Here is a 25509-nt window from a genome sequence, read left to right on the forward strand (position 1 = left end):
CGAGCAGTATCCGCCGCCTTTGACACCCCCACTTTGGCCCGGAGACCGCAATGACCATTCAGCCGCAGATCAACAAACCCGCCCCCAGTACCAACGCCGATACCGCCCTTGCCGCCCGCATAGCACCTCTGGGCGATGCCTTTGCCGCCAGTGCCGTGCTGCATGATGCGTCCGACCGTTTCGCGGCCGACAACTTCGCCCTGGTGAAACAGGCCGGCATCCTGCCCGCTCTGATCCCCACCGAACTGGGCGGCCTCGGCGCCGGCTATCACGACGTGGCCGACATGCTGCGCAGCCTCGCTGGCTGCTGCAGCGGCACAACGCTGGCGCTCTCCATGCACATGCATCCGGTCGCGCTGCTGGTGCGGCGCTGGCGCGGCGATCCCGCCGCTGTCGAGGCCGTGCTGAAGCGCATCGCCACCGAAAACCTGATGCTGCTCTCCACCGGCGGCAATGACTGGCTCGCCGGGTCTGGCACCGCCGTGAAGGTGGAGGGCGGCTATCGCTTCTCGGGCCGCAAGCGTTTCGTCAGCGGCTGCGAAGCCGGCAACCTGCTGATGACCATGGCCGTGTGCGACGGCGAAGTGCTGCATGCCGCCGTGCCGATGAAGGCCGAGGGCGTCAGCATCGAACAGACCTGGCGCACGCTGGGCATGCGCGCCAGCGGTTCGCATGACGTGGTGCTGAAGGATGTGTTCGTGGCCGATGCCGCGATCAGCGCGCGCCGCCCGGCCGGCGTGTGGCACCCCTTCTTCCATCTGGTCAGCCTGGTCGCATGGCCGTTGATCTACAGCGTGTATCGCGGCGTGGCCGAGAAGCTGCGCGACGAGACGGTGCGCCTGGCGTCGAAGCGCCGCGAAGACGCCGATACGCAGATCCTGATCGGCGCCATGGACACCGCGCTGGCCTCGGCCGTGGCCGCGCATGAACGCATGCTGCAGATCGGCGATGTCGGTGCGCCGGGCGAGCAGACCACGGCGACGATGATGACGCTGAAGCGAGCCATGACCGAGAGCCTGCTGCAGATGGGTTCGCTGGCGATGGATGCGGCGGGCGGCAGCGCCTTCTATCGCGACAACGGCATCGAACGGCTGTTCCGCGACCTGCAGGCCGCGCGCTATCACCCGCTCACCATGCTGCCGCAGCAGAAGCTGGCCGGCCGCATCGCCATGGGCCTGAACGCCGACGGCAAGGCCGCCTAAGCCAGCGCCTTCGATTACGGAAAAGCCGCGCGAGCTTCAGCCGCGCGGCTTTTTCAGTTTCTGCACGTCGCGATGGCGGAAGCAGTCGGTGGTGTGATCGTTGATCATGCCGACTGCCTGCATGAAGGCATAGACGATGGTGGGACCGACGAAGGTGAAGCCGCGCTTGCGCAGATCCTTCGAGATCGTCTGGCTGAGCGGTGTTTCCGCCGGCACATGCTTCTTCTGCACCCAGTTGTTCTGCAGCGGCTTGCCGTCGAGATATTTCCACAGATAGCCGGAGAAACCGCCCTTCTCCGTCTCCATGATCTCGAGCCAGCCGCGCGCATTGGCAACCGTGCCGTGAATCTTGGCCTTGTTGCGGATGATGCCCTCATCCAGCATCAGTGCATCCAGCTTTTTCGGCGTATAGCGCACGATCTTCTCCGGCGCGAAACCGTCGAAGGCTTTGCGGAAGTTGTCGCGCTTGCGCAGGATGGTGATCCAGCTCAGGCCGGCCTGGAAGCCGTCGAGGATCAGCTTCTCGAACAGGGCGCGGCTGTCCCATTCGGGCACGCCCCATTCGGTGTCGTGATAGTTCACATAGAGCGGATCGGTGCCACACCAGGTGCAGCGGCAGCGGCCGTCATCGATGGCGACGGCGGCGATGGTTTTTTTGGCCATGGGTGTTTCTAGCTTTTTGCTTCCGGAACCGGACCCGCATAGTCGGGGCGGATCGCAGTCAGCGCAACACCCGCCGTATCCAGTTCTTGCGATGACACTGCGTCCAGCCGCAGCAGGGCGAGGCCACTGCTGCCGGAAACTGACCGTAGCTGCCCGACTTCCTGGCCGTTGGCGGTGATTGGCGTGCCGGGGGCCGGCAGATCGGCTGCGCCGGTCACCTTGTAGAGCTGCTTTTTCAGCAGGCCGCGATACTTGGTGCGCGCCGTCAGCTCCTGGCCGATATAGCAGCCCTTCCTGAAGTCGACGCCGTGGAGTGCCTCGAAATGATTTTCGAGCAGCAGCCCCTTGTCGATCTCGATATCGCGCACGCCATCGGGCACGCCTAGCCCGATGCGATGCGCCTCATAGACCGCGGAACTGGTGATGGTCAGTGGTGGCACCACACCTGCGGGCAGCCAGAGCCGCCAGCCCAGAGCCGGCAGGCGCGGATCGACGAACAGCACGGCGTCCCTGTCGACCTCGGGCGCCTGGCCACTGCCGAACAGCGCAAAGCCCTGCCAGCCGTCGAGCTCGGCCAACTCGACCTTGGCGCGCAGGCGATAGAGCGTCAGCCGGCGCTTGAGATCGGCGCGGCGGTCGGTCGCCACATCGACCAGCAGGCTGTCGGCGGTCTCGGTGTAAATCAGGAAGTCGTGCAGGAACTTGCCCTGCGGGGTCAGCAGGGCGGCATAGGCGGCCCCGCCGACGGCTGCCACGTCGCTGGAAACCAGCGGATTGAGGAATCCGCTGGCATCTGGCCCGGAAATCCGCAACAGGGCGCGATCGGGCAGGGCGGCGCAGATCGGCGGCGAACAGGTCAGGTCTGACATACCTTTCACCTATGGGAGCCGGCCAGTCTTGGCAAGAGCAGAGCTTGGCAAGCCAGAATCCCCCCCCTATAACCAGCCAACCATTTTTAAGATTGGGCCCATGCGCATTCTTTTTATCTCCGCCAACCGGGTCGGCGACGCGGTCCTGTCCACCGGCCTGCTCAATGCCCTGTACGAGCAGTTCCCCAAGGCCCGCTTCACCGTGGCCTGCGGCCCCTCCGCCGTCGGCGTATTCGAGGCGATGCCCAATCTCGACCGCCTGATCGTGATGGAAAAGAAGCCCTGGGCCGGGCATTGGTGGGAATTGTGGAAGAAGCTGGCGCTGACCCGCTTCTGGCTGATCGTCGACCTGCGCGGTTCCGGCATCGGCCAGTTCCTGCTGGCGCGCCGCCGCCGCAGCTTCAGCGGCTCGGGGTCTCGCATGCACAAGGTGATCGTGCTGTCGAACTTCCTCAAGCTCAAGCATATCGCCGCGCCGCGTCTGTGGCTGAAGAGTGAGGCTGAGAAGGCCGCCGCGAAGCTGTGGCCCGAGGACGGCCGCCCGGTGCTGGCGCTCGGCCCCACTGCCAACTGGGGCGGCAAGATCTGGCCCGGCGAACGCTTTGCCGAACTGGCGCAGCGGCTGACGGCGAAAGATGGCGTCCTGCCCGACGCCCGTATCGTGGTGTTCGGCGGGCCGAATGAGGAAGCGCTGGCGGCGCCCGCGCTGGCCGGCCTGCCGGCCGACCGCACGCTGGATTTCGTCGGCAAGCTCGACCTGCAGACCATCGGCGCGGCGCTGAAGCGCTGCAGCATGTATGTCGGCAACGACAGCGGCCTGATGCATCTTTCGGCGGCCGTGGGCACGCCCACGCTGGGCCTGTTCGGCCCGAGCCGCGATGAAGTCTACGGCCCCTGGGGCGAAAAGACCGCCGCGGTACGCACCGATCGCAGATTCCATGAAATCGTCGATGCGCCGGGCTATGATCACCGCAGCCAGGAAAGCCGCATGCTGGACCTGAGCGTCGACAAGGCGCAACGTGCTGCCGAGGAATTGTGGAAGAACGCGCAGGACTGACCGACCATGACCGCGCCGAAACTCTCAGCACTTGTCGTCGCGCATAACGAATCCGCCCAGATCGCCGACTGCCTGGAGCGCCTGCGCTTCGCCGACGAGATCGTGGTGGTGCTCGACCGCTGCACCGACACCACGCGCGAGATCGCGGCCCGCTTTACGACCAAGCTGATCGAAGGCGCCTGGCCGCTGGAAGGCGAGCGGCGCAACACCGGACTGGATGCCTGCAGCGGTGACTGGATCCTGGAAGTGGATGCCGACGAGCGCGTGCCGTCCGAGATGGTTCGCGAAATCCGCGACGTCATCAGCACGGCGAAGTTTGGCCATATCCTGGTGCCGTTCGACAATTATGTCGGCACGCGCCTGGTGCGCTATGGCTGGGGCGGATATTTCGGCGTGATGATGGCGCCGCGGCTGTGCGCCAAAGGCGCCAAGCGCTGGGGCGCGCAGCGCGTGCATCCGGCACTGGAGCTGAAGGGCGAGCAGCGCTTCCTCAAGAGCCGCATGATCCATTATGTCGACAAGAACATTTCCGACATGATCCACCGCCTCGACCGCTACACCACATCGAATGCCGCCGATCTTCGTGCGTTACGCAAAGAGGGCAAGGATATCGGCAGCTACGGCCATAATATCCGCCGAATCTTCAGCCGCTTCTACAAATGCTATGTCGGCCGCAAGGGCTATCGCGAGGGCCGCTACGGCTTCCTGATCGCGCTGATGGCCGGGCTCTATCCGATCCTGAGCTATCTCAAGGCCGACCTCGAACGCGACGGGTAGCCGAGGGGTCAATCAACCCCACTACCGTCATCCCCGGGCTTGTCCCGGGGATCCATCCGCCCGAGCCAGCATGCGCGGAGGGTGACGCTGAGAGACGGGATGGGCCCTCAGCACAAGGCCGAGGGTGACGACTATTGGTGTGGCGCTGATGTCGCTTCTTAGCCGGCCGCCTTAATGCAAACTGTAGCTCTCCGCCGCCGCGCGGATTTCGGCCGGGCTGACCAGCCGCGCCGAGACCACGCGCACGCTGTGCAGCTTGCCATCGAGTTTGTCTTCCCAGAAATCGAGAAACTTCTGCAGCACCGGAAATTTCGGCGCCAGATCGTAATCCTGCCACACGTAAGCCTGCAGCAGCTGCGGATGATCGGGCATGTGATAGAGGATTTCCGCCGTGGTCAGGCGATGCGTCAGCAGCTTCTGCAGCCACGCGGCATGGTCAACTTTTTTGTCTGGGGAATGATCGGACATCGCGCCTCCGGTCAGGGAACGGCGCCTGCGCCCGATACGATGAACACCGACTCAGGCGCCGGCAACCAACAGTCAAAGCCTGTCAGCAGTGTCTGATTCGTTGCAATAAGATTGTGTAAACACGACGCCGATTGGCACTCAGCGCCGCATGCTGCTGATTGGGGCGCTGCCAAGCGGCCGGGCCGGCTGCTGGCGCGTCAGAATCCAGATGGCAAAGGCCATCATGCCGAACAGCAGTGCGGGCAGCAGGATATGGAATGCCGCCCGGTCGGCATGGAGCGCAGGGCTTTCGCTCTGCAGCGCGATGCCGCCGACGAAGGCCAGCGGCAGGATGGCGCCGAACAGCGCACTGGCCAGCAGGCGGCGCGTCGCCGGACCGCTCATTGCGAGAAACCGCGGATCGCTTCGAGGGTCTCGCCGCCGGGCCGCACGACGCCATCAATGGCAAGCCCGTTCTCTCTCTGGAATTTGCGCAGGGCATAATCGTCACGCGCGCCCCACACTCCCGTCGGCCCGTTGGTGGCGGCGGTGTCGAGATAACCTTCCAGATGCAGCAGCCCCTGCAGCTTGCAGACATCGGCATGCCGGTTGGTCTGACCGGGCCCCACGCCTGCCTGCAGGTCGAACGGGCCATTGCCGGGCGATGCGGCGAACATGATTTCCGCCCCGGCCGGGTCGGGCAGGCAATCCAGGTCATCGCGGCTGGGCAGATCGAACAGGCGCTGGTGGGCGGACATCTGAGCTACTCTCCAAATGAGAACATAATAGGAATATATCGGCTGAATGTACTTGAAGCAAGATATTTTCGCTTTATGTTCTCATTTACGACATATCAAAGGCTTAGCCGCGCCGCGAACCCAAACGAACCGCTACGAACCCGTACGAACGCCAGCGAACCGCCACGAACAGCCACGAAGCGCCACGAACCCGTACGAACCGAAACGAAGCCTCGCGAAGTCCCCGCCATCGCCTTGACTTCACCCCCCGCCCCTCTTCTCTTAACCCGTCAACAACAAGACTTTCGGGAGAGACCGCATGACCGCCTGCATCGTCGGCTGGCACCACAGCAAATTCGGCAAACTGGATGGTCGCGACGCCGAGGATCTCATCGTCGAGGCAGCAGTAGGCGCGATCCGCGACGCCGGCATCGAACCGAAGGATGTCGATGCGATCTATCTCGGCCATTTCAACGGCGGCCTGATCGACCAGGATTTCACGGCTTCGCTGGTGCTGCAGGCTGATCCCGCCCTGCGCTTCAAGCCCGCGACCCGGGTCGAGAATGCCTGCTCCACCGGCACGGCGGCGATCTATCAGGGCCTGAATGCGATTGCCGCGCGCAAGGCGCGGTTCGTGCTCTGCGTCGGCGTCGAGAAGATGACCTCCTCGCCCAATGATGTGGTCGGCAACGTGCTGCTGAAGGCGAGCTACAAGAAGGCGGAAGTGTTCACCGATGGTGGCTTCGCCGGCGTGTTCGATTCGATCCAGAAACAGTATTTCCAGCGCTATGGCGACCAGTCGGATGCCACCGCGATGATCGCCGCCAAGAATCACAAGAACGGCGCCAGGAATCCGCTGGCGCATATGCAGAAGGATTTCGGCTACGACTTCTGCAAGACCGTGTCGGACAAGAACCCGATCGTGACCGGCGGCATGCGCCGCACCGACTGCTCGATGGTCTCCGACGGTGCGGCAGCACTTGTGATGACCGACGTGCAGACTGCGCTGGGCATGAAGAAGGCGATTGCCTTCCGCGCCTCGCGCCACGTGCAGGATTTCCTGCCGATGGCCAAGCGCGACGTGATCGCCTTCGAGGGTCCGGCCAAGGCCTGGGCCGATGCGCTGGGCGAAGCAGGCCTGAGCGTGTGGGATCTGTCGTTTGCCGAAAGCCACGACTGCTTCACGATTGCCGAGCTGATCGAATATGAAGCCATGGGGCTGACCGCACCGGGCGAAGGCAAGCGGGCGATCATGGAAGGCTGGGTCCAGGCCGACGGCAAGCTGCCGGTCAATCCTTCGGGCGGCCTGAAGTCGAAGGGCCATCCGATCGGCGCCACCGGCGTGTCGATGCATGTGATGGCGGCAATGCAGCTGAACGGCTCGGCCGGCGATATCCAGGTGAAGAACGCCAAACTCGGCGGCGTCTTCAACATGGGCGGCGTGGCGGTGGCCAACTACGTCTCGATCCTCGAACCGCTGCGGTGAGTCAGTCGATACAAGTACGTCATCCCCGGGCTTGACCCGAGGATCTTTCTCAAATTGCCTGAGATGGTCGGGTCAAGCCCGACCATGACGGTCTTGTAAGTAAGGAAGTGAAGATGTCCGATACCTTCCGCGCCGTGGTCATCGAAGAGGTCGACGGCAAGCCGAAAGCCGGCTTCAAGGAGCTGACCAAGAAAGACCTGCCGCAGAATGACGTGCTGGTCGAGGTCGCCTATTCGACGCTGAACTACAAGGACGGCCTGGCGCTCACCGGCGGCCGCATTGCCCGCAAGCTGCCGATGGTGGCCGGCATAGATCTCGCCGGCACCGTGGTGATGTCGGGCAATTCCGATTTCAAGCCGGGCGACAAGGTGATCGTCAACGGCTATGGCCTGTCAGAGACGCAATGGGGCGCCTACAGCCGTTTCGCCAGCGTGAAAAGCGACTGGCTGGTGCGCCTGCCCGAAGCCTTCACGATGCAGGAGGCGATGGCGATCGGCACGGCGGGTTACACAGCCATGCTCTGCGTGATGGCGCTGGAAGATGCCGGCCTCTCCAAGGATGACGGCGAAGTGCTGGTGACCGGCGCTGCCGGCGGCGTCGGTTCGGTCGCCATCGCGATCCTGGCGCGTAAGGGCTACAAGGTGGTGGCTGCCACCGGCCGTCCCGAGACGCATGACTATCTCGCATCCCTGGGCGCCACCGGTTTTGTCGCACGCGAGGACCTGGCCACCAAGGGCGCGCCGATGGCCAAGGAACGCTGGGCGGCAGCGATAGACTCCGTCGGCGGCCAGACGCTCGCCACCGTGCTGAGCCAGGTGAAATACGGTGGCTTCGTCGCCGCCTGCGGTCTGGCGGGCGGCACGGATCTGCCGGCCAGCGTGTTCCCCTTCATCCTGCGCAATGTCAGCCTGCTCGGCGTCGATTCCGTGATGGCGCCGATGCACAAACGCAAGCGCGCCTGGTGGCAGCTGGCACAGGACCTGCCGAAGGGTGCGCTTGCCAAGATGACCGAGGTGCATCCGCTGTCGGAGGTGCTGGAACTGGCACCGAAGATTCTGGCCGGCCAGATCCGCGGTCGCGTCGTGATCGACGTCAGCAAGTAACTCACCCCTTCGTCATGCCCGGACTTGATCCGGGCAGCCACGCCTTTTCGAAACCAGACTTCGTGGATGGCCGGGTCAAGCCCGGGCATGACGGCTGAAGCTATTCTTGAATAAAGAACAAATATGGTATATATTATAGGAATATTATCAATACACCTGTATTCACCCGGATGGAGTTTTCCGCCATGTCATTGCTTCCATTTCAAAATCCCCCGGACGATCTGTTCAGCTTCTCCGGCTCGGTCGGCCGCTTCGGCGACAACAACCGCGATGACGTGATCAAGGCGCAGGCCCTGCTGGCCAATTCCGGCTATTACGAGCTGCCCGACCCCGGCATGCCCACCGGCTGGCCCGGCGGCGAGCTGAACCGCGCGCTGATGCGCTTCCAGAAAGACCATGGGCTTGAGCCGGACGGCACGCTGCTGCCGCTCGGCCCATTCGGTGTCGGCGAGACTGGTGTCGGCGAGACGCTGTCCACCCTGAAGGACGAACTTCGCGCCCCGCTCGAAGGATTTGTGCCTCCGAGCGTCAAGGAGGTCGACGACTTCTATCGCCTCCGTCCTGCGCTGGACGGCAATGGCAAGCCGATAACCAATGTTTATTTGCGCTCAGGTGACGGCGGCAGCGGCGAACCCATCGGACTCAAGCCGTCGCAGGTGATGAGCGACGAACCGCCGGAGCAATTCGCGCCGAAGGCCGGAGAGCAGACGGCGTTGCTTGCGCCCGCCGTGCAGGTTGGCACGCGAGTGATCCCACAGATTCCGAATCTGCTACGCGGTTTAGGAATTCTGGCACCGGCAGCGATGCTGCCGTTGTCCGGCGACAGTCAACAACCTACCGACAAATCCGATAACGACGCGCAACGTGAACCGGAACGCGCACAGCCTGAAGAAGACCGCCAACAGCAGGATTTCGCCAAGCCACAGCACGGCCGCATCATCATTGCCGAGGACGGCAAGGAATTGCACGTCCCGCCGCTCGGCACTTGGGCCAAAGACCTCAGTCCGGAAGACCGGCAGATTGCCGATGTCCTCAATGACGCGTTCGCAATCAAGATGCAGGGCCTGCATACCGGCGGCAGCCGGGGCAACGCGCTGACGCAAGAAGGCGTGAACATGGCGATCGAGGAATGTGTGAAGGTCGCGCGGGAAATCTTCCCGGATGCAACCGTGGGGCACATCTTTGGCGGCAATCCTGAAGGAGACGCGGATATCGAGGCATTGAAGGAAGAACACCTGTGGAATTACGACGAGAACGGTAAATTCGTGCGCCAAGGCAGTAACCGGCCGGATTTCGGCATTGCCGTCGCCCGCGATATCGTGGAAATGGTGCGTGGCAATACCTTTGACAGCGATGGCGCCGGTAACCCCGATGATCGCGAGGCAACGGCGCGCGACGGCATCAAAGCCAAGACGCCGGGCGAGAGAATGGTGATGCTCGAAAAACGGGGATCTGAGATGTCTGAGCAGGAATTCCGCAGGAATGCGCGGGAAGCCTGTCTCGCCGCCTTCATCGAACTGCGCGAGGATTGGGAAAAACGCGGTGAACTCAAGAAACCTGCATCAAAGATACCGAAAGATTACAAAGGGCCTGAAAGCGCACAGCGCGCCAAAGATCAGAGAGAAAAGAACCAGAAATGATAGTCTGGGCAGAAAACAGCCATGTCGTTTAGGCAGGAAACTCAAGCATGCCGGTAAGAAAAATCCCTATCCCCATAGTGACGCCGATCCCGCAACCCGATCTGACACCGCAGCAGGGCAGGCCGAACTTTCTGTCCCGCAGGGTCTGCCTCAATATGGACGATTGGCGTGCCTTCGGCGATGCGCTGCAGATTGCCTGTCCTTATGGTCGTTACCTGGGAACCGAATACCAGCCAGAACCCGAGCCGCCGCGTCCGCCCCGCTTCCAGCTCAGATCGCATATCGCCGATGCGCTGGAAGACACCACGATCGGAAGGGGCAGCAGAACCAGTTCCGTCTTCGATCCTAACTGGCGCCTGGAATACCGGAAGAAGCGATACACCTGGGGATACACGCAGGCCAAACCGGATCCGAAATTCTATATGCAGCTCGGTGGGTATCCGAGGAAAGACGAGCTTGGATTCGAGGAAATGGGGTCCGGCCTCTTCGTCATGGCCGTTTCTCCGCGTAACGAAAATCACATCGCCTTCTCGCGCGCGTTTTTCTCACTGTTCGGAAAATTTGCCAGCAAGCGACATCAGTGCAGCGTCTCTTTTCCCTATTACAGACACTATGATCATAAGGCCAACGGCGATATCTGGATCGGGCACCACACCATCCGCTGGCTGCTGGCCGACCCTACCCGTTTGGTCGATTTCGTCCGCTTCCCGCGTGACCCGACAGAGCCAGTAGACCCGGACAGGTCGATTGGATGCGGCCTGCGCCCTATCGAGGACAAATGGCGGGCCAAGCTCGGACTTTAAGCCCTGACGCTTCCCTCTTGCCCGCTGCCCGCGCCGCCTGTAGTCTGAGTCACATTGTAATGCTGCCTTACAAAATGGGTGGCGCGATAAAAAGCCGGTTTCCGTGGGAGGAAACATGATTCAGCCGGGCGAGACCAAACCGTCCTTCCTGCCGCTCGAGCTTGCCGTGCCGCGCATCCGCCGCCGCGAGATTCCCAGCGGTGGCTTCATCCTTCACTCCGAAGAGCCGCTCGGCGCCCATGCCGATCATCTCGGCCAGTTGCTGCAGGCACAGGCCGAACGCCAGCCGCAGAGCGTATTCCTCGCCGAGAAAACCCCCACCGGCGGCTGGCGCAAAGTGAGCTATGGCGATGCCTGGGATGCCGCGCGCAGCATCGCGCAAGGCTTGCTCGATCGCGGCCTCGACCAGTCGACACCCATCGTGATTCTCTCAGGCAACAGCATCGATCATGCCCTGCTGATGCTGGGCGGCTTCGTCGCCGGCGTGCCGGTCACGCCGGTGAGCGTCGCCTATTCGCTGATGAGTGGCGATTTCGCCAAGGTGCATCACATTGTCGGACTGGTGAAACCACGTTTGATTTTTGCCCAGGGAAATGGAAACTTGGGCGGCGGGCCATTCGAAAAAGTGCTCGCCACACTGCCCAGGGAGATCGAGACGATCACCGATCTCGCCGTGCTTCGGTCCGCCGAACCCACAGCGGCCGTTGATGCGCGCTTTGCCGCGATCCGTCCCGACTGGGTGGCGAAGTATCTCTTCACGTCGGGTTCGACCGGCCTGCCCAAAGGCGTGATCAACACGCATCGCATGCTGTGTTCCAATCAGCAGGCGATCGCGCAGATCTGGCCCTTCCTGCAGACGACGCCGCCGGTGCTGCTGGATTGGTTGCCGTGGAACCACACCTTCGGCGGTAACCACAATTTCAACATGGTGCTGCGCCAGGGCGGTACGCTGCATATCGACGACGGCAAGCCGGCGCCCGGCCTCGTCGAGAAGACTGTCGCCAACTTAAGCGACGTCTCACCGACGATCTATTTCAACGTGCCGGCCGGCTATGCCATGCTGATCCCGCATCTGGAGAAAGATGCTACGCTCTGCGAGCGCTTTTTCCGCAAGCTGCAGATGATCTTCTATGCTGGCGCGGCTTTGCCGCCCGATCTCTGGGCGAGGCTCGAAGCCCTCTCCATCCGCACGCTGGGCAAACGCGTGATCATGACGTCCAGCTGGGGTTCGACCGAGACCTCGCCGCTGGCCACCGCGGCGCATTACCCGATCGAGCGCGCCGGCGTGATCGGCGTGCCGGTGCCCGGCGTGCAACTCAAATTTGTTCCTTCGGGCAGCAAGCTGGAAATCCGCGTCAAAGGGCCCAACGTGACGCCGGGCTATATCGGCAGCGAGGAACAGACGAAAAAGGCTTTCGACGAGGACGGCTTCTACTGCATCGGCGATGCCGCGAAACTTGCAGATGAAAACGATCCGGCCAGTGGCGTGGTCTTCGACGGCCGCACGGCGGAAGACTTCAAGCTGACCACCGGCACCTGGGTCCATGTCGGCGGTGTGCGCGTGGCAGCCATCGCCGCCTGTTCACCGCTGCTGCAGGATGCCGTGGTGACCGGACAGGATCGCAGCGTCATCGGGCTTCTCGCATGGCCTTCCGCTGCGGCGAAAGAGATCGCGCCAGAAGAATTGCGCCGGCAGATCGCGGAAAAGCTCAGCCAACATAACAAGACGCAGGGCGGTTCGTCGCTGAAGGTGCAGCGCGTGTTGCTGCTGAGCGAGCCGCCGTCCATCGATGCCAACGAGATCACCGACAAGGGCTATATCAACCAGCGCGCGACACTGGAACGCCGTCACGCGGATGTGATGCGCCTCTATATCGATCCGCCTGCCCCCGACGTGATCACCGTCACCGACTGAGACGACGCATCGCCCTAGATTGCGCGCGATACCGAGCCATATTCTGCCTCGGGTTTTTTGCAAAGTCTTAGGAGATACGCCGTGACGCGACGTTTGCTCGCCACGTTGGCGTTCGGCCTGACGCTGGCCGCTGGTTTCGCTTTGGGTACCATCGGCCGCTCACCGGCCGACACGCAGGCGCAGGCCGCCGATACCGATATTCCCACCATTCCCTCGACCGCCGCGATTTTCGTCGCCGTGAATGCGCAGGATACGAGTGACGCCGAGCGCCATCTGTATCCGGCACCGCAGACCGCCCTGCAGATCGCGGACTCGCTCGGTCTCAGCGAGGGCCAGCGCGCGCAGTTGCGCCAGTTGCAGCACGATACCGATGCCGAGATCGCCGCGCTGGGCCGCCGCCTGGTCGCCGAGGAACGCCGGCTGGCGCGCGCCTTTGCCGACAACAATATCGAGGCGACGCGCGTCGATGCGCTGACAGCACGGATTTCCGCGCTGGATGGCCGCATCCGCGCGTTGCGGCTGCGCAGCCATCTGGCCGCGCGCGACGCACTGACGCCGGACCAGCTGCTGCGCTTCGCCAGTCTGCGCGGCTATGACTCCGCCCCGGACAACGAACGCGAGGACGATCTGCTGCGTTAACGTCTTCAATCCGCCGTAATTTCTGGTTTAGGATCATGCCGACGCCCTGAGAGACCGGCATGCCTGTATATACGCGCCGTCAATGTACCCGCGCCGAACTGCTGGCCGATGCCGTGGTGCATCTGCTGGGCCTCGGCTTTGGCCTCGCCGCCTGTATCACGCTGGTCGTTTTCATCGCGATCAATCCCGACCTGCCGCGTGGCCTGAGCCTCGGCATCTACGCTTTCGGCCTGCTGGTGATGCTGGCCTGTTCGGCGCTCTACAACATGACGACGCAGGCGAGGCTGAAAGCGGTGTTCCGCCGCTTCGATCATGCCGCCATCTTCGTGATGATCGCCGGCACCTACACGCCGTTTTCGCTGATCGTGATCGGCGGCCTGTGGGGCGCGCTGCTGCTTGGCTTCGTCTGGACGGTGGCCCTGATCGGTGTGTTCCTGAAACTGCGCTACCCGCTGCGGTTCGAGAAACTGTCGGTGATCGCCTATCTGCTGCTCGGCTGGGTGATCCTGGCGGCGCTTGAGCCGCTGATCAGCAGCATGTCACTGGCGGCGCTGATCCTGCTGGTCACCGGCGGCGGGCTGTATTCGCTCGGCGTGGTGTTTCATCTCTGGGAAAGGCTGCCTTTCCAGAATGCGATCTGGCATGTCTTCGTGCTGGCTGCAGCGGCCTGTCACTTCGCCGCCATCCTGGTGGATGTGGCGATTATCTGACCGACATTTAAGCGCCGCGTGCCAGGAACGGCAGGTTGCGGAAGTCCGGTTTGCCGTAATGCAGCGCAGGCCCGATACGCGGCTTGTCGGCCGGACCATCCCAGGCCAGCACCGCGCCGCCGGCGGCTTCCAGCACCGCCTGCCCCGCCGCGGTATCCCATTCCGAGATCGCCGCGAAGCGCGGATAGAAATCGGCGGATCCTTCCGCGATCTGGCAGAATTTCAGCGACGAGCCGACAGTTTTGGTTTCCGGCGCCATCTGCTGTTTCAGCCAGGTGTCCACCGAGGCCTCGCGATGATTGCGGCTGACCAGCACCAGCGGCGCGACCTTGGGCACCTTGCGCACGCGGATCGTCTTGCCCTCGGGATGCAGTTTGTCGAAGCGGCGGGCGCCGTCGGGTGCGCCGAGCCAGGCAACCTCCAGCGCCGGCGCCAGCACGATGCCCAGCACCGGACGGGTGTTCTCGACCAGCGCGATGTTCACCGTGAATTCGCCATTGCGCTCGATGAATTCACGCGTGCCGTCGAGCGGATCGACCAGCCAGAAGGGCCCGCTGCCGACATTCGGCGCCTCGCCGCGTGCTGCCAGTTCCTCGGCCACCACGGGAATATCCGGCGTCAGTGTGCGCAGGCCGGCGAGGATGATGGCCTCGGCGGCATCATCGGCATCGGTGACCGGGCTGCGGTCGTCTTTCGCGCGCGCCGTAAAGGCTGTGGCATAGACCGCCATGATGGCAGCCCCCGCCTGATGGGCGAGCGGCAGCAGGGCCTGTGCAAGCTTGGCGTGGGATTGCGTCATTGCGGGATCAGTCTTCTGGCGGCTTGGCCGGGCGCAGCATCGCCTGGTCAGTGTTGATCAGACGTTTACCGGCATGGAGGAAATTGACGGTGACGCGCGCGCCGATCGCCGACTGGACCTGGCCCGGGCCCCAATCGGGCTGCTGCGGGTTTTCCACCCAGTCGCCCGGAACGAACGGTGCCAGCATGCGCCTCGCCTGATCTGCTTTCGCTTGCGGTTGCCTGTCTGCTGCAGACATTCTAGACAGGGCATGGCCCGACTGCCACCCGCAGGTGGGCTGATTTACGGAGAGAGCGCCCACGCATGGCCAGCGAAACCACCGACCTTGTCGCCCTGATCTGCTCGCGGCTGTGCCATGACCTGGCCGGCAGCATCGGCGCGGTGAACAACGGCGTGGAACTGCTGGCCGAGGAAACCGACGCGGCGATGCGCGAGGAAGCCATCGGCCTGATCGCGCAGTCGGCCAGCGACGCGGCGCGGCGCCTGAGTTTCTTCCGCCTGGCGCTGGGCTCATCGGGCAGCATGACCGAACCGATGGCCTATACCGAATTCACGCGTGTGGCCAAGGCGTATTTCGCAGGCGGCAAGCTGAGCCTGCTGCTGCCGGCCACCACCGAGCCGCTGTCCAAGCCGCTCGGCAAGGCGCTGCTGCTCGGCCTGTCGCTGGCAGCGCAGGCACTGCCGCGCGGGGGCAGCCTCAGTCTTGTGAAAGATGCCAGGGCGTGGCTGATCCGCGCCGAAGGCACCACCCTGCGCTGGACTGACGACGTCGCGCTGGGTCTGGGCGATGGCGCAGTGCCCGCCGAGCCTGTTGCAGCCATCGCGCGCTATGCCCGCGACCTTGCCGCCTCAGCTGGCCATCGCCTGCAGGCCGAGCCGGGCGAGACATCGCTGGTACTGCGCTTCACGGCCAACTGACGCTGACGGCACAAAAAAAGCCGGCCTCAAGGGCCGGCTTTTTCATATCTATACGGCGATGATCAGTGCCCGCCAGCCGCCCGCTTGGCGCCGGCCGCCACCGGCTCGACCTGGTCGCGCAGCACATAGCCGCGGCCCCAGACCGTTTCGATGTAGTTGTCGCCCTCGGTGGCCGAAGCGATCTTCTTGCGCAGCTTGCAGATGAAGACGTCGATGATCTTCAGCTCCGGCTCGTCCATGCCGCCATAGAGATGATTGAGGAACATCTCCTTGGTCAGCGTGGTGCCCTTGCGCAGCGAAAGCAGCTCCAGCATCGCGTATTCCTTGCCGGTCAGGTGCAGGCGACCGCCTTCGACCTCGACCGACTTGGCATCCAGGTTCACCGTCAGCTTGCCGGTCTGGATCACCGATTGGGAATGGCCCTTGGCGCGGCGGACGATGGCGTTGATGCGGGCGACCAGCTCGTCCTTGTTGAACGGCTTGGTGATGTAGTCGTCGGCACCGAAGCCCAGACCCTTCACCTTCTTGTCCGGCTCGCCCATGCCCGAGAGAATCAGGATCGGCGTATTCACCTTGGCCGCGCGCAGCTTCTTCAGCACATCGTAGCCGTGCATGTCGGGCAGGTTCAGGTCGAGCACGATGATGTCGTAGTCATACAGCTTGCCGAGGTCCAGGCCCTCTTCGCCGTATTCGGTGCGATAGACGTTGAAGCCTTCGGCGCTGAGCATCAGTTCGATGCTCTTGGCCATGGAAGCGTCGTCTTCGATCAGCAGCACGCGCATGGTGCACCCCACGCTTGAAGGTCAGTCTCCGAACTGCGCCGCGAGACGGCCGGATCGGAGTTGGCGTTTTTCCGCCCGATTCGACGTAGTTTACCATTGTTAACAAATGAAGTTAACGCATTTCTTAACGCATTATTTACACCCGGGCGCGGCCCTGGGTTCCGTGCTAAAATGCAAGCAAGCGCAGCCCGGCTGCCGGGACTGACGCGGCGCTTTACCGGCAGTTAAGGCTTTGACCTGTAGGGTATTTTCTCCGTTAACCCTGTTGAGGCGCCATGCATAGCCTGCTGATGGATCTGGACCGGATCAAGGACGTGAGCTTCACTGGCCGCGTGACCTCGATCCAGGGCCTGCTGGTCGAGGTGGCCGGCGTGGAGCGCCATCTGTCCATCGGCTCGCGCGTGCATCTGCAGACCCGCGATCACCGCCAGGTGGAATGCGAAGTGGTCGGCTTCCGCCAGAACCGCGCCCTGCTGATGCCCTATGGCTCGCTGGAAGGTATCGGCTTGGGCAGCCGCGCCGTGGTGGGCGAAGACCAGCCGGTGATCTATCCCGATGCCAGCTGGCGCGGCCGCGTCATCGACGGTCTCGGCCGTCCGCTGGATGGCGGCCCGCCGCTGGTGAATGGCACCCGCCCCTATCCTTTGCGCGCCAATCCGCCGCCGGCCAATTCGCGCAAACGCGTCGGCGCCAAGATCGATCTGGGCGTGCGCTCGATCAACACCTTCATCTCCTGCTGCCGTGGCCAGCGCATGGGCATCTTCGCCGGTTCGGGCGTGGGTAAATCCGTGCTGCTGTCGATGATGGCGCGCTACACCGAAGCCGATGTCAACGTGGTCGGCCTGATCGGCGAGCGCGGCCGCGAGGTGCAGGAATTCATCGAGGACGATCTGGGCAAGGCCGGCCTTGCCCGCACCGTGATCGTGGTGGCAACCTCGGACGAACCCGCCCTGGTGCGCCGCCAGGCCGCCTATATGACGCTGGCGGTGGCGGAGTATTTCCGTGACCAGGGCGCGCAGGTGCTCTGCCTGATGGACTCGGTGACACGCTTTGCCATGGCGCAGCGCGAGATCGGCCTGTCGGGCGGCGAACCGCCGACCACCAAGGGTTATCCGCCGACCACCTTTGCCGAACTGCCACGGCTTCTCGAGCGTGCAGGTCCGGGCACGGAAGACGGCAGCATCACCGGCCTGTTCACGGTGCTGGTCGACGGCGACGACCATAACGAACCGATTGCCGATGCCACGCGCGGTATTCTCGACGGCCATATCGTGATGGAACGCGGCATCGCCGAACGCGGCCGCTACCCCGCCATCAACATCCTGCGCTCGATCTCGCGTACCATGCCGGGCTGCAACACCGAGGACGAAAACCTGCTGGTGACGCGGGCGCGCCAGCTGATGGCCACCTATGACGACATGGCCGAACTGATCCGGCTCGGCGCCTATCGCAGCGGCTCCGATCCCAAGGTGGACGAGGCGATCCGCTATCAGCCGATGCTGGAAACCTTCCTCAAGCAGCAGAAGGCCGAGCGCGCCAATCTGGCTTCGGGCTACGAACGGCTGGCGGAAATCTTCCTGCAGCAGGGCGCGTGACGCGGGCCTGACCGATGCGTGGCGTAGGCGGACTGATCCGGTTATGGAAATGGCGGCTCGACGAGCGGCGCCGCATCGTCGTCGATCTGGAAATCCTGCGCGCCAGCATCGAGCGCCAGATGGCCGCGCTGGATGCCGAACTGGAACACGAGCGCAAGGTGGCGACGCAGAATTACACCGCGGGTTTCGGCTTCACGGCGTATCGCCGCATGAACCGCGACCGCCATGCCTATGCCGAAGTGGCGCGTGACCAGACCATCGACCGCATTGCCGCCGCACAGGAAGAGGTGAACGCCGCTTTCCGCGAGCAGAAAAAATACGAACTGGTGCTTGAGAACTGGGAAAAGCGCGAACGCGCCAAGCAGGAAAAGCGCGAGCAGGACGAAATGGACGAAGCCGGCCTGCAGGGCTTCCGCCGCCGTCAGGAGCAGGACGGCAAACTGCCGGACTAGCCGGTCAGGTCTGCTGTTTCCGTAGCAACGTGAAGACGCGCCCGTCGATGGCGGCAAGTCCCAGCGCGATTACGCCGAAGCCGGCGAGATGCCGCGGCAGCAGGCTTTCTCCCAGCACCAGCACGCCCAGCAGGATCGCACTGACCGGCACCAGCAGAGTCACCAGATTCACATTGCTGCCGGCCGCGTTCATGATGCGGAAATAGATCACATAGGCCAGTGCGGTCGACAGCACGGCAAGACCCGCCAGCGCCGCCAGCACAGGCCAACCCGGAAACGGCAGCCGCCATGGCTGTTCGACCAGCAGCGCCAGCGGCAAAATCAGCACGCCCGAGACGATCAACTGTCCGGCGGCCATGACCAGCGGCGCGACGCCGAAGCGCCGGAAGCGACGGCCATAGACGGCGGCACAGGCATAGGACAGCGTGGCGAGCAGGCAGGCGCCCTGCGCCAGCAGGTTATCACCGAGCCCGGCCAGCAGGTCCGGTCCCAGCATCACGGCGACGCCGGCCAGCCCCAGCAGCACGCCGAGGATACGGCCCGGCGTCAGTTTCTCATCCGTGGTGAAGGCATGCGCGACCAGCGCCGTCGAGATCGGCGTGGTGGCATTCAGGATCGAGGCCAGCCCGCTCGGCATCTGCGCCTGTGCCCAGACAAACAGCGTGAAGGGAATCGCATTGTTCAGAAGCCCCAGGCCAATAAAAGCGAGCCACAGACTGCTGCCGCGCGGCAGCGCGATCCCCATCCCGCGCAGCACCAGCAACAGCACCAGCATGGCCAGCACGACGCGGGCGGCGACAATGGTGAAGGGTGGCAGCGCCGTAACGGCGACACCGATGAAAAAGAACGAGCCGCCCCACAGGATCGACAGGGCAATCAACAGCAGCCACGTGCGGGCCGTCATCCGGGTCTCCGTGCGAGATACAGGTGATCTAGGGCAATACCCGCAGCCACACTATCCGCAACTTGCGCTTACTATGCTTTGATTTCAGTACTGGGGCCGCGGCTGTCGAGCTCCGGACTCGGCCAGAGCAGCGGCTTTTCCCTGTCGTGGAAGCGGAGCGAGCCGGCCATGCCGGTGATCGCCAGCGCCTCTTCAAAGATCGCCGTCACATCGATGCGGAAGGCCGGGCCGAATTCGGTTTCACTGCGCAGGACCAGGTCGAGCTGCTTGGAGCCGACAAAACCATCGAACTGGATCGGGCCGGTGCTTTCCAGATCGAAGTCGATGATGAAGCGCGTCTGCTTCTGGTTCTTCTTCGGGTCCTTGCGGCGACGCATGAAGATCTGGATCGGCTCGACCTTGCCGCCGATCATCATCGGCATCACCAGCGCCTGCCAGTCATTGTCACCCTGGCGCTGGTTGAGCTTGCCGAGATCGCGGAAATCGTCATCCAGTTTGTTCAGCAGGTCGGCCCTGCCGCTCTGCTGCAGCTTGCGCACCGCTTCCGAACCGAGCCAGGCCTGCGCATTGCCCACGGCAGCGGCGGCGATGAACTGCAATGCCGTCGATGCCAGCCGCGAATTCGGCTGTGGCAGCAATTCGGTCTGCAGTCGCTGCGCCAGTGCGGGATCGGCGGCGCGGATCGCATCCAGCGTGGCCTGCAGATTGGGCCAGCCGTCATGCAGCCGCGTCAGCACGCCAGCCAGTGGCGCCGGTGTCAACTGTGTCGGCGTTGTCGCCGGCGGCCGCGTGATGCTGCCGAGTGCGAAGGTGATCTGCGTGCCGGGCGGCAGCGGCTGCGGCAGATTCAGCGACAGCACGCCCTGCGGAGTCGACACCATCACCTGTCCGCCCTGGCCCTGGCCAGTGACGATACCGGTGATCGGACCACTCGTGGTCGCCGCGGCCTGCAGGGCGGGTGTCGGTGTCGCCAGAGTCTGTGACAGCGCGGCGGTTGCCTGTGGCAAACCGGCTGGCGTGGCCGTGGGCAGCACCGGTGGCTGCACGGGTGTCTGCATCTGCGGCGGAGCGGAAGGCTGAGCCGATGGCGGTGGCACGACGGCCTGCGGAAGGCCCTGCTGCACTGGCACAGAAGAAACAGTGGGCTGCAGGACCGGCGCAGGCGTTGCACTGGATGGCGTCGTCGCCTGCGGCGTGGCGGAGGACGGCAACTGCGGCGGTGTTCCCGCCGGAACAGTCGGCAGGACGGCGGCTTGGCCCGCGGGTACCGGCGTGGTTGCCGATGCTGCATTGGGCAGAGTGACGGTCTGCACCACCACCTGCAGCTGGCTGCCGGCGGGCAATGCAGTTGCACCGGCGTTCGTCGTTGGCGTCAAAAGCACGGCCTGCAGGGTCTGTCCGGCCTGCGGCAACACCGGCGCGGCTGCAGCAGTTGCCGGCTGCGGCGGCGAAGTGGCGAGCGCGAGCTGTGCCGCCGTCGGTGGCATCGCCTGCGCTGGCATGGGCAGCGGCAACGTGGTGTTGTTGACGCTGAGCACGGTCGCCTGCTGCGGATTGGCGGGGTTGAGCTGCAGCTTGATCGCCGCATTGAGCGTGGCGAGATTGGCCTGCTCAAAGGCCTGCGCCAGATTGGTCAGCGCCAGCGTGTTGCCGGCGGCCGTGCGCACCAGCAATGCCGCGGCGTCGCGCGCCACCACCTGCGCCGAGATCTGGCCGCCCCTGGCCAGTTCGCGCGCGCTGGCGGCAATGTCGGCGGCATCGCCCTGCAGGACGGCAGTGGGAGAGGGCGGCGCCTGTTGTGTCGGCGCAGGCGTGCCGCCACCCGGCGCCGGTGTCGGCGCGGTTGGCGCAGGCGTTGAGGTAACAGGCGTGTTGCCGGGCATGACCGCCGGCTTGGGTACAACGGGGCCGAGATCGCTCACGCGCCTCTCCGCCCGCTTACGGCAAGATCAGGGCTGCATCGCGACGGGCGCGCGCAGCAGGCTGTTCATCAGGCCTTCGACATCCTCGGCGGCCTCGCAGGTCGGATGGCGCGTCAGCAGCGGCACCTGGTTGCGGATCGCATCGCGCACCTTGTCGTCACGGCGGATCACACCGGCCAGCGGCGGTGAGTATTTCAGGAAGTTTTCCGCCGCCTTGTTCAGCTTGGCATAGGTGCGTTCGCCTTCGCGCGTGGTTGGCGCGATATTGATCACCACGCGCACATCGGCGTTGCGATCGGCCATGCGGGTCAGCTTGATATAGGCATAGGCATCGGTGAGCGCGGTCGGTTCGTCGTTGGTGACCACCAGCGTGATGCCGGCAACTGCCGAGAAGGTCCGCACCACGGAATCGACGCCGGCGCCCAGATCGATGATGACGCGGTCATAGCTCTTGGCCAGCTGCATCAGTTCATCGCGCACAACGCTCATGGCTGGCTGGTCCAGCGTGGCGAGCGAGGCCGAGCCCGACTTGCCGGCGATGATGTCGAAGCCGGCTTCCGACGGCATGATCGCATCGGCCAGGCTGAAGCGGCCGGCAATCACGCTGCCGAGATCGCGGTCTGGCATCAGGCCGAGCTGGATGTCGACGTTGGCGAGGCCTATATCGCCATCGAACAGCAGCACGCGCTGGCCCTGGCGCGCGAAGGTATGCGCCAGCGTGACCGAAAGCCAGGTCTTGCCGACACCACCCTTGCCCGAGGCAACGGCGATCACGTTATGCTGGCGCACCGCCGCAGCAGGATGGCGGACCGGGCGAGCAGGAGAGGACGGCGGAGTCGGCGTCATGGTCATCACGGTCATTCGGCAGCCTTCATGGCGGCGGGTTTCGGGGAAAAGTATTGCATTTCTTCGGCAGGATCGATAGCGGAGCTGCGGGCATCCGGATCGGCCAGCAGGCGATGCGCGAGACTGAGCGGATCGCAGCGTTCAAAGCCCTTGCCGATGAACGAGCTGGCGCTGACATCGGCGAAAGCAAGACCGCCGAGATCGGCGGCAGCAATCAGTGCGCCGAGACGGCGTGCCGCATCCAGCCGTGTGCCGACATAGCGACGCGCGCCCAGCGACACGGCCTGGGCGGCAATCTCGCCACACTCCACGGCATCGGTGCCTGCCGCAAGCACGGCGACCGGCTCAGCGCCGCTGGCCTGGATCAGCGCCTTGAGTGCCTTGCGCTCGGCGGCGTCATGCAGATTCACGCCGGCAGTATCGATGATCAGCTTCGCTGCATCGGGCGCCTGGTTCACGACATATTGCAGCTCGCGCGCATCGGCGGCTTCCAGGAAGGGCGCGCTCATCACGCGGCAGAGCGCCGACAGCTGCTCGCCGGCCGCGGCGCGGCTGACATCGGTGGAAATCAGCTGCACCGGGCGGCGCTCGATCACGCAGCGCGCGGCCAGCTTGGCCGCCACCACGGTCTTGCCGTTGCCCGACGGGCCGATCAGGATCAGCGGCCGGTTGTCGGTACTGAGGCCCGGGAAGCGATAGGTTTCGTCCAGCGCCTCGGCCAGTGCGCCGATGGCATCGTCGAGGCCGACGCGCATCGCCACCTGGGTCAGCCGTTCGGCCACGCGGGCCGGCACGCCATGCCAGCTGAGCGCACCGAGGATCATGTCCCCGGTCTGCTGCAGGTCGCCCTGACTCGTAAAATCTTCGTCTGGCACGAACAGCCGGCCATTGCCCTGGCCATAGCGCAGCGCCTGCGCTTCCGGCGTGGCGAAATCGTCTTCGCTTGCCTGTTCGATGGCGGCGGTGATCTCGACGCCGCCGCCGTTGCGGTGCGTGTAGGTCGAGACGATGATCGCCTCATCGCCCAAGGCCTGGCGAACGAGGTCCATCGCCTCGGTCATTGTTTCAGCCTGGAAGGTTTTGAGCCGCATCTGTCAGCCCATCCTCAGATCTGCGCAATCGTCCGAAGCTTGGCCTTCGGATGGATTTCCTGTTGCGACATCACAACGGTGGCAGGACGGAATCGTTCGATGATCGAGCGCACATAGGGCCGCGCCGTCGGGCTGGTCAGCAGTACCGGCATATGGCCCTCGGCGGCGAGGCGCTCGAAGGTCTGGCGGACCTGGGTGATGAATTCCTGCAGACGCGACGGCTGCATGCTGAGCTGGCGGTCCTCGCCCTGGCCGACCAGCGCCTCGGCGAAATTCTGCTCCCATTGCGGCGACAGGGTCACCAGCGGGATGAAGCCGTCCGGGCTGACATTGGCATTGGAGATCTGGCGCGCCAGACGCGAGCGCACATGCTCGGTGATCTGCGTGATGCTCTGGGTATAGCCGCTCGCCTCGGCGATCGCCTCCAGGATGGTGGAGAGATCGCGGATCGAGATACGCTCGCTCAGCAGATTCTGCAGCACGCGCTGCACGCCGTTGACGTTGGTGCGGGTCGGGATCACTTCGGTGACCAGTTTCTCGTTGGTCTTCTTCAACTCGTCGATCAGCTTCTGCGTCTCGGCGAAGCTGAGCAGGTCGGACATGTTGTCCTTCACCACTTCGGTCAGATGCGTGGTGATCACCGTGCCGGGATCGACCACGGTATAGCCGCGGAACATCGCCTCGTCACGCATGCTTTCGTCCACCCACATGGCGGGCAGGCCAAAAGTTGGCTCGATGGTCTCTTCGCCGGCCAGCGCGATGCGTTCGCCACGCGGATCCATGGTCAGCAGCAGGTTCGGCCTGACTTCGCCGCGCGCCGCTTCCACTTCCTTGACGCGAATCACATAGGTCGTGCCGGGCAACTGCATGTTATCCAGGATGCGCACGCTGGGCATGATGAAGCCCATGTCGATGGCGATCTGGCGGCGCAGCGCCTTGATCTGGTCGGTCAGGCGATAGCCGCGCGCGTCGTTGATCAGCGGCAGCAGGCTGAAGCCGAGCTCCAGACGCAGGTCGTCCATCACCAGCGCATTGGTGACCGGCTCATCCAGCGGACTGATCGGCGCCGGGGCTGCAGCGGGCGGTACAAAGGCATCGGCGATGACCTTCTGTTCCTGCTTCCAGGCGAGATAGGCCAGGCCGCCGGTCATCAGCGCCAGGATCATGAAGGGGATGAAAGGCATGCCCGGAATGAGTGCGAAGGCGGCCGACAGAAGCGCCGACATGCCCAAGCCCTTGACCGACGACAGCTGGCGCGACAGCGCCTTGTCGGTGGTGCCGGTGACACCGCCCTTCGAGACCATGATACCGGCGGCAACCGAGATGATCAGCGCGGGGATCTGCGCCACCAGACCATCACCGACCGACAGGATCGAGTAGGTATTGAGCGCTGCGCTGAACGGCATGCCGTTCTGGATCACGCCGATCAGGATGCCGCCGATCAGGTTGATAAAGGTGATCAGCAGGCCGGCGACGGCGTCGCCACGCACGAATTTCGAGGCGCCGTCCATCGAACCGAAGAAGCCCGACTCGTCTTCCAGTTCCTTGCGGCGGACACGGGCAGTGGCTTCGTCGATCAGGCCAGACGACAGATCGGCGTCGATCGCCATCTGCTTGCCGGGCATCGCATCGAGAGTGAAGCGTGCCGACACTTCGGCAATACGGCCGGAGCCCTTGGTGATGACGACGAAGTTCACAATCACCAGGATGGCGAATACGATGATGCCGATCACCAGGTTACCGCCCATGATGAACTGGCCGAAGGCCTCGATCACATGACCGGCGGCATCGGTACCTTCATGGCCGTGGCCCAGGATCAGGCGGGTAGAGGCCAGGTTCAGCGACAGCCGCAGCATCGTGGTGATCAGCAGCACGGTCGGGAAGCTGGAGAATTCGAGCGGCCGGGTGACGAACAGGCAGGTCATCATCACCAGCACGGACGCGGTGATCGACAGCGCCAGCGCCACGTCGAGCAGCCAGGTCGGCATCGGCAGGATGAGCACCGACAGGATCGCCATGATGCCGATGGCGAGCATGATGTCGCCATGCTGCCCGATGCGCAGCCGACTGAACATACCGCCGCCAGCACCGCCTCCTGAGGCGGCCGGAACGTCAGCCGGCAGATTCTCCGCCATACCCTCTTCTCCTCAAC

General features: G+C 64.0%; 26 protein-coding genes. 13 read left to right on the plus strand and 13 right to left on the minus strand.

The window, feature by feature from the left end:
* The first annotated feature begins 50 nt into the window (after positions 1-50).
* On the plus strand, positions 51-1202 hold the full coding sequence (locus tag FNB15_RS04225; protein WP_144067509.1) for an acyl-CoA dehydrogenase family protein: 1152 nt from the start codon (positions 51-53) through the stop codon (positions 1200-1202).
* A gap of 36 nt (positions 1203-1238) precedes the next feature.
* Here the strand turns inward: FNB15_RS04225 and FNB15_RS04230 are convergent, their stop codons facing one another.
* Both FNB15_RS04230 and ygfZ read right to left on the minus strand, forming a co-directional pair.
* A complete protein-coding gene (locus FNB15_RS04230; protein ID WP_144067510.1) occupies positions 1239-1865 on the minus strand; it encodes a DNA-3-methyladenine glycosylase I in 627 nt (208 codons plus the stop codon).
* Positions 1866-1873: 8 nt separating this feature from the next.
* Positions 1874-2734, minus strand: coding sequence for a CAF17-like 4Fe-4S cluster assembly/insertion protein YgfZ (gene ygfZ / locus FNB15_RS04235; RefSeq protein ID WP_144067511.1), 861 nt, complete (start codon positions 2732-2734; stop codon positions 1874-1876).
* 100 nt (positions 2735-2834) lie between these two features.
* On the opposite strand from ygfZ, the gene FNB15_RS04240 reads away from it, so the two are divergent.
* Both FNB15_RS04240 and FNB15_RS04245 read left to right on the plus strand, forming a co-directional pair.
* A complete protein-coding gene (locus tag FNB15_RS04240) occupies positions 2835-3791 on the plus strand; it encodes a glycosyltransferase family 9 protein (protein ID WP_144067512.1) in 957 nt (318 codons plus the stop codon).
* Between the two features lie 6 nt (positions 3792-3797).
* Complete coding sequence (locus tag FNB15_RS04245) at positions 3798-4568, plus strand: glycosyltransferase family 2 protein (RefSeq protein WP_144067513.1); 771 nt, start codon at positions 3798-3800, stop codon at positions 4566-4568.
* 171 nt (positions 4569-4739) lie between these two features.
* Here FNB15_RS04245 and FNB15_RS04250 read toward each other — a convergent pair whose 3' ends face one another.
* The 3 genes from FNB15_RS04250 to FNB15_RS04260 form a co-directional block, all read right to left on the minus strand.
* A complete protein-coding gene (locus FNB15_RS04250; protein ID WP_144067514.1) occupies positions 4740-5036 on the minus strand; it encodes an usg protein in 297 nt (98 codons plus the stop codon).
* A 138-nt stretch (positions 5037-5174) separates the two neighbouring features.
* Positions 5175-5420, minus strand: a complete 246-nt coding sequence (locus FNB15_RS04255; protein WP_144067515.1) for a hypothetical protein — start codon at positions 5418-5420, stop codon at positions 5175-5177.
* Positions 5417-5773 (minus strand): peptidoglycan-binding domain-containing protein, encoded by a 357-nt coding sequence (locus FNB15_RS04260; protein WP_144067516.1) that lies wholly within the window; start codon positions 5771-5773, stop codon positions 5417-5419. Before FNB15_RS04260 ends, FNB15_RS04255 begins: the two co-directional genes overlap by 4 nt.
* Before the next feature lie 298 nt (positions 5774-6071).
* On the opposite strand from FNB15_RS04260, the gene FNB15_RS04265 reads away from it, so the two are divergent.
* The 7 genes from FNB15_RS04265 (at position 6072) to trhA (ending at position 14048) form a co-directional block, all read left to right on the plus strand.
* Positions 6072-7238 carry an acetyl-CoA acetyltransferase gene (locus tag FNB15_RS04265; RefSeq protein ID WP_144067517.1) on the plus strand — a complete coding sequence of 389 codons (1167 nt, stop codon included), beginning with the start codon at positions 6072-6074 and terminating at the stop codon, positions 7236-7238.
* Between the two features lie 113 nt (positions 7239-7351).
* On the plus strand, positions 7352-8341 hold the full coding sequence (acuI, locus tag FNB15_RS04270; protein ID WP_144067518.1) for an acrylyl-CoA reductase (NADPH): 990 nt from the start codon (positions 7352-7354) through the stop codon (positions 8339-8341).
* Positions 8342-8526: 185 nt separating this feature from the next.
* Positions 8527-9981 carry a peptidoglycan-binding domain-containing protein gene (locus FNB15_RS04275; RefSeq protein ID WP_185973706.1) on the plus strand — a complete coding sequence of 485 codons (1455 nt, stop codon included), beginning with the start codon at positions 8527-8529 and terminating at the stop codon, positions 9979-9981.
* Between the two features lie 47 nt (positions 9982-10028).
* Entirely contained in the window at positions 10029-10784 is a 756-nt protein-coding gene (locus tag FNB15_RS04280; RefSeq protein WP_144067520.1) for a hypothetical protein, read from the plus strand.
* 115 nt (positions 10785-10899) lie between these two features.
* Positions 10900-12699 (plus strand): feruloyl-CoA synthase, encoded by a 1800-nt coding sequence (locus FNB15_RS04285; protein WP_144067521.1) that lies wholly within the window; start codon positions 10900-10902, stop codon positions 12697-12699.
* 81 nt (positions 12700-12780) lie between these two features.
* On the plus strand, positions 12781-13338 hold the full coding sequence (locus FNB15_RS04290; protein WP_185973707.1) for a Spy/CpxP family protein refolding chaperone: 558 nt from the start codon (positions 12781-12783) through the stop codon (positions 13336-13338).
* Positions 13339-13397: 59 nt separating this feature from the next.
* Positions 13398-14048: a PAQR family membrane homeostasis protein TrhA gene (trhA, locus tag FNB15_RS04295; protein ID WP_144067523.1), complete on the plus strand. Its 651-nt coding sequence runs from the start codon at positions 13398-13400 to the stop codon at positions 14046-14048.
* A 7-nt stretch (positions 14049-14055) separates the two neighbouring features.
* On the opposite strand, the gene cysQ is transcribed toward trhA, so the two are convergent.
* Together cysQ and FNB15_RS04305 are read right to left on the minus strand one after the other, a co-directional pair.
* The gene (gene cysQ, locus FNB15_RS04300) at positions 14056-14847 is read right to left on the minus strand and encodes a 3'(2'),5'-bisphosphate nucleotidase CysQ (RefSeq protein WP_144067524.1); all 792 of its coding nucleotides are present in this window, start codon (positions 14845-14847) and stop codon (positions 14056-14058) included.
* A 7-nt stretch (positions 14848-14854) separates the two neighbouring features.
* Positions 14855-15034, minus strand: a complete 180-nt coding sequence (locus FNB15_RS04305) for a DUF3553 domain-containing protein (RefSeq protein WP_144067525.1) — start codon at positions 15032-15034, stop codon at positions 14855-14857.
* Between the two features lie 116 nt (positions 15035-15150).
* On the opposite strand from FNB15_RS04305, the gene FNB15_RS04310 reads away from it, so the two are divergent.
* The gene (locus FNB15_RS04310; protein ID WP_144067526.1) at positions 15151-15765 is read left to right on the plus strand and encodes a histidine phosphotransferase family protein; all 615 of its coding nucleotides are present in this window, start codon (positions 15151-15153) and stop codon (positions 15763-15765) included.
* A 62-nt stretch (positions 15766-15827) separates the two neighbouring features.
* Here FNB15_RS04310 and ctrA read toward each other — a convergent pair whose 3' ends face one another.
* Positions 15828-16547, minus strand: coding sequence for a response regulator transcription factor CtrA (gene ctrA, locus FNB15_RS04315; protein WP_144067527.1), 720 nt, complete (start codon positions 16545-16547; stop codon positions 15828-15830).
* 275 nt (positions 16548-16822) lie between these two features.
* Here ctrA and fliI point away from each other — a divergent pair, with 275 nt between their 5' ends.
* Positions 16823-18142, plus strand: coding sequence for a flagellar protein export ATPase FliI (gene fliI, locus FNB15_RS04320; RefSeq protein ID WP_144067528.1), 1320 nt, complete (start codon positions 16823-16825; stop codon positions 18140-18142).
* A 14-nt stretch (positions 18143-18156) separates the two neighbouring features.
* The gene (locus FNB15_RS04325) at positions 18157-18594 is read left to right on the plus strand and encodes a flagellar export protein FliJ (protein ID WP_144067529.1); all 438 of its coding nucleotides are present in this window, start codon (positions 18157-18159) and stop codon (positions 18592-18594) included.
* Between the two features lie 4 nt (positions 18595-18598).
* On the opposite strand, the gene FNB15_RS04330 is transcribed toward FNB15_RS04325, so the two are convergent.
* The 5 genes from FNB15_RS04330 to flhA form a co-directional block, all read right to left on the minus strand.
* On the minus strand, positions 18599-19498 hold the full coding sequence (locus FNB15_RS04330; RefSeq protein WP_144067530.1) for a DMT family transporter: 900 nt from the start codon (positions 19496-19498) through the stop codon (positions 18599-18601).
* Positions 19499-19569: 71 nt separating this feature from the next.
* Entirely contained in the window at positions 19570-21420 is a 1851-nt protein-coding gene (locus FNB15_RS04335; protein WP_144067531.1) for a hypothetical protein, read from the minus strand.
* 27 nt (positions 21421-21447) lie between these two features.
* Entirely contained in the window at positions 21448-22272 is an 825-nt protein-coding gene (locus FNB15_RS04340; RefSeq protein WP_425460315.1) for a MinD/ParA family protein, read from the minus strand.
* Positions 22273-22277: 5 nt separating this feature from the next.
* Positions 22278-23357, minus strand: a complete 1080-nt coding sequence (locus FNB15_RS04345; protein WP_144067532.1) for a flagellar biosynthesis protein FlhF — start codon at positions 23355-23357, stop codon at positions 22278-22280.
* 14 nt (positions 23358-23371) lie between these two features.
* Positions 23372-25492, minus strand: a complete 2121-nt coding sequence (gene flhA, locus FNB15_RS04350) for a flagellar biosynthesis protein FlhA (protein WP_144067533.1) — start codon at positions 25490-25492, stop codon at positions 23372-23374.
* Positions 25493-25509: the final 17 nt, after the last annotated feature.

It is taken from the genome of Ferrovibrio terrae, from assembly GCF_007197755.1.
Taxonomy (GTDB): domain Bacteria; phylum Pseudomonadota; class Alphaproteobacteria; order Ferrovibrionales; family Ferrovibrionaceae; genus Ferrovibrio; species Ferrovibrio terrae.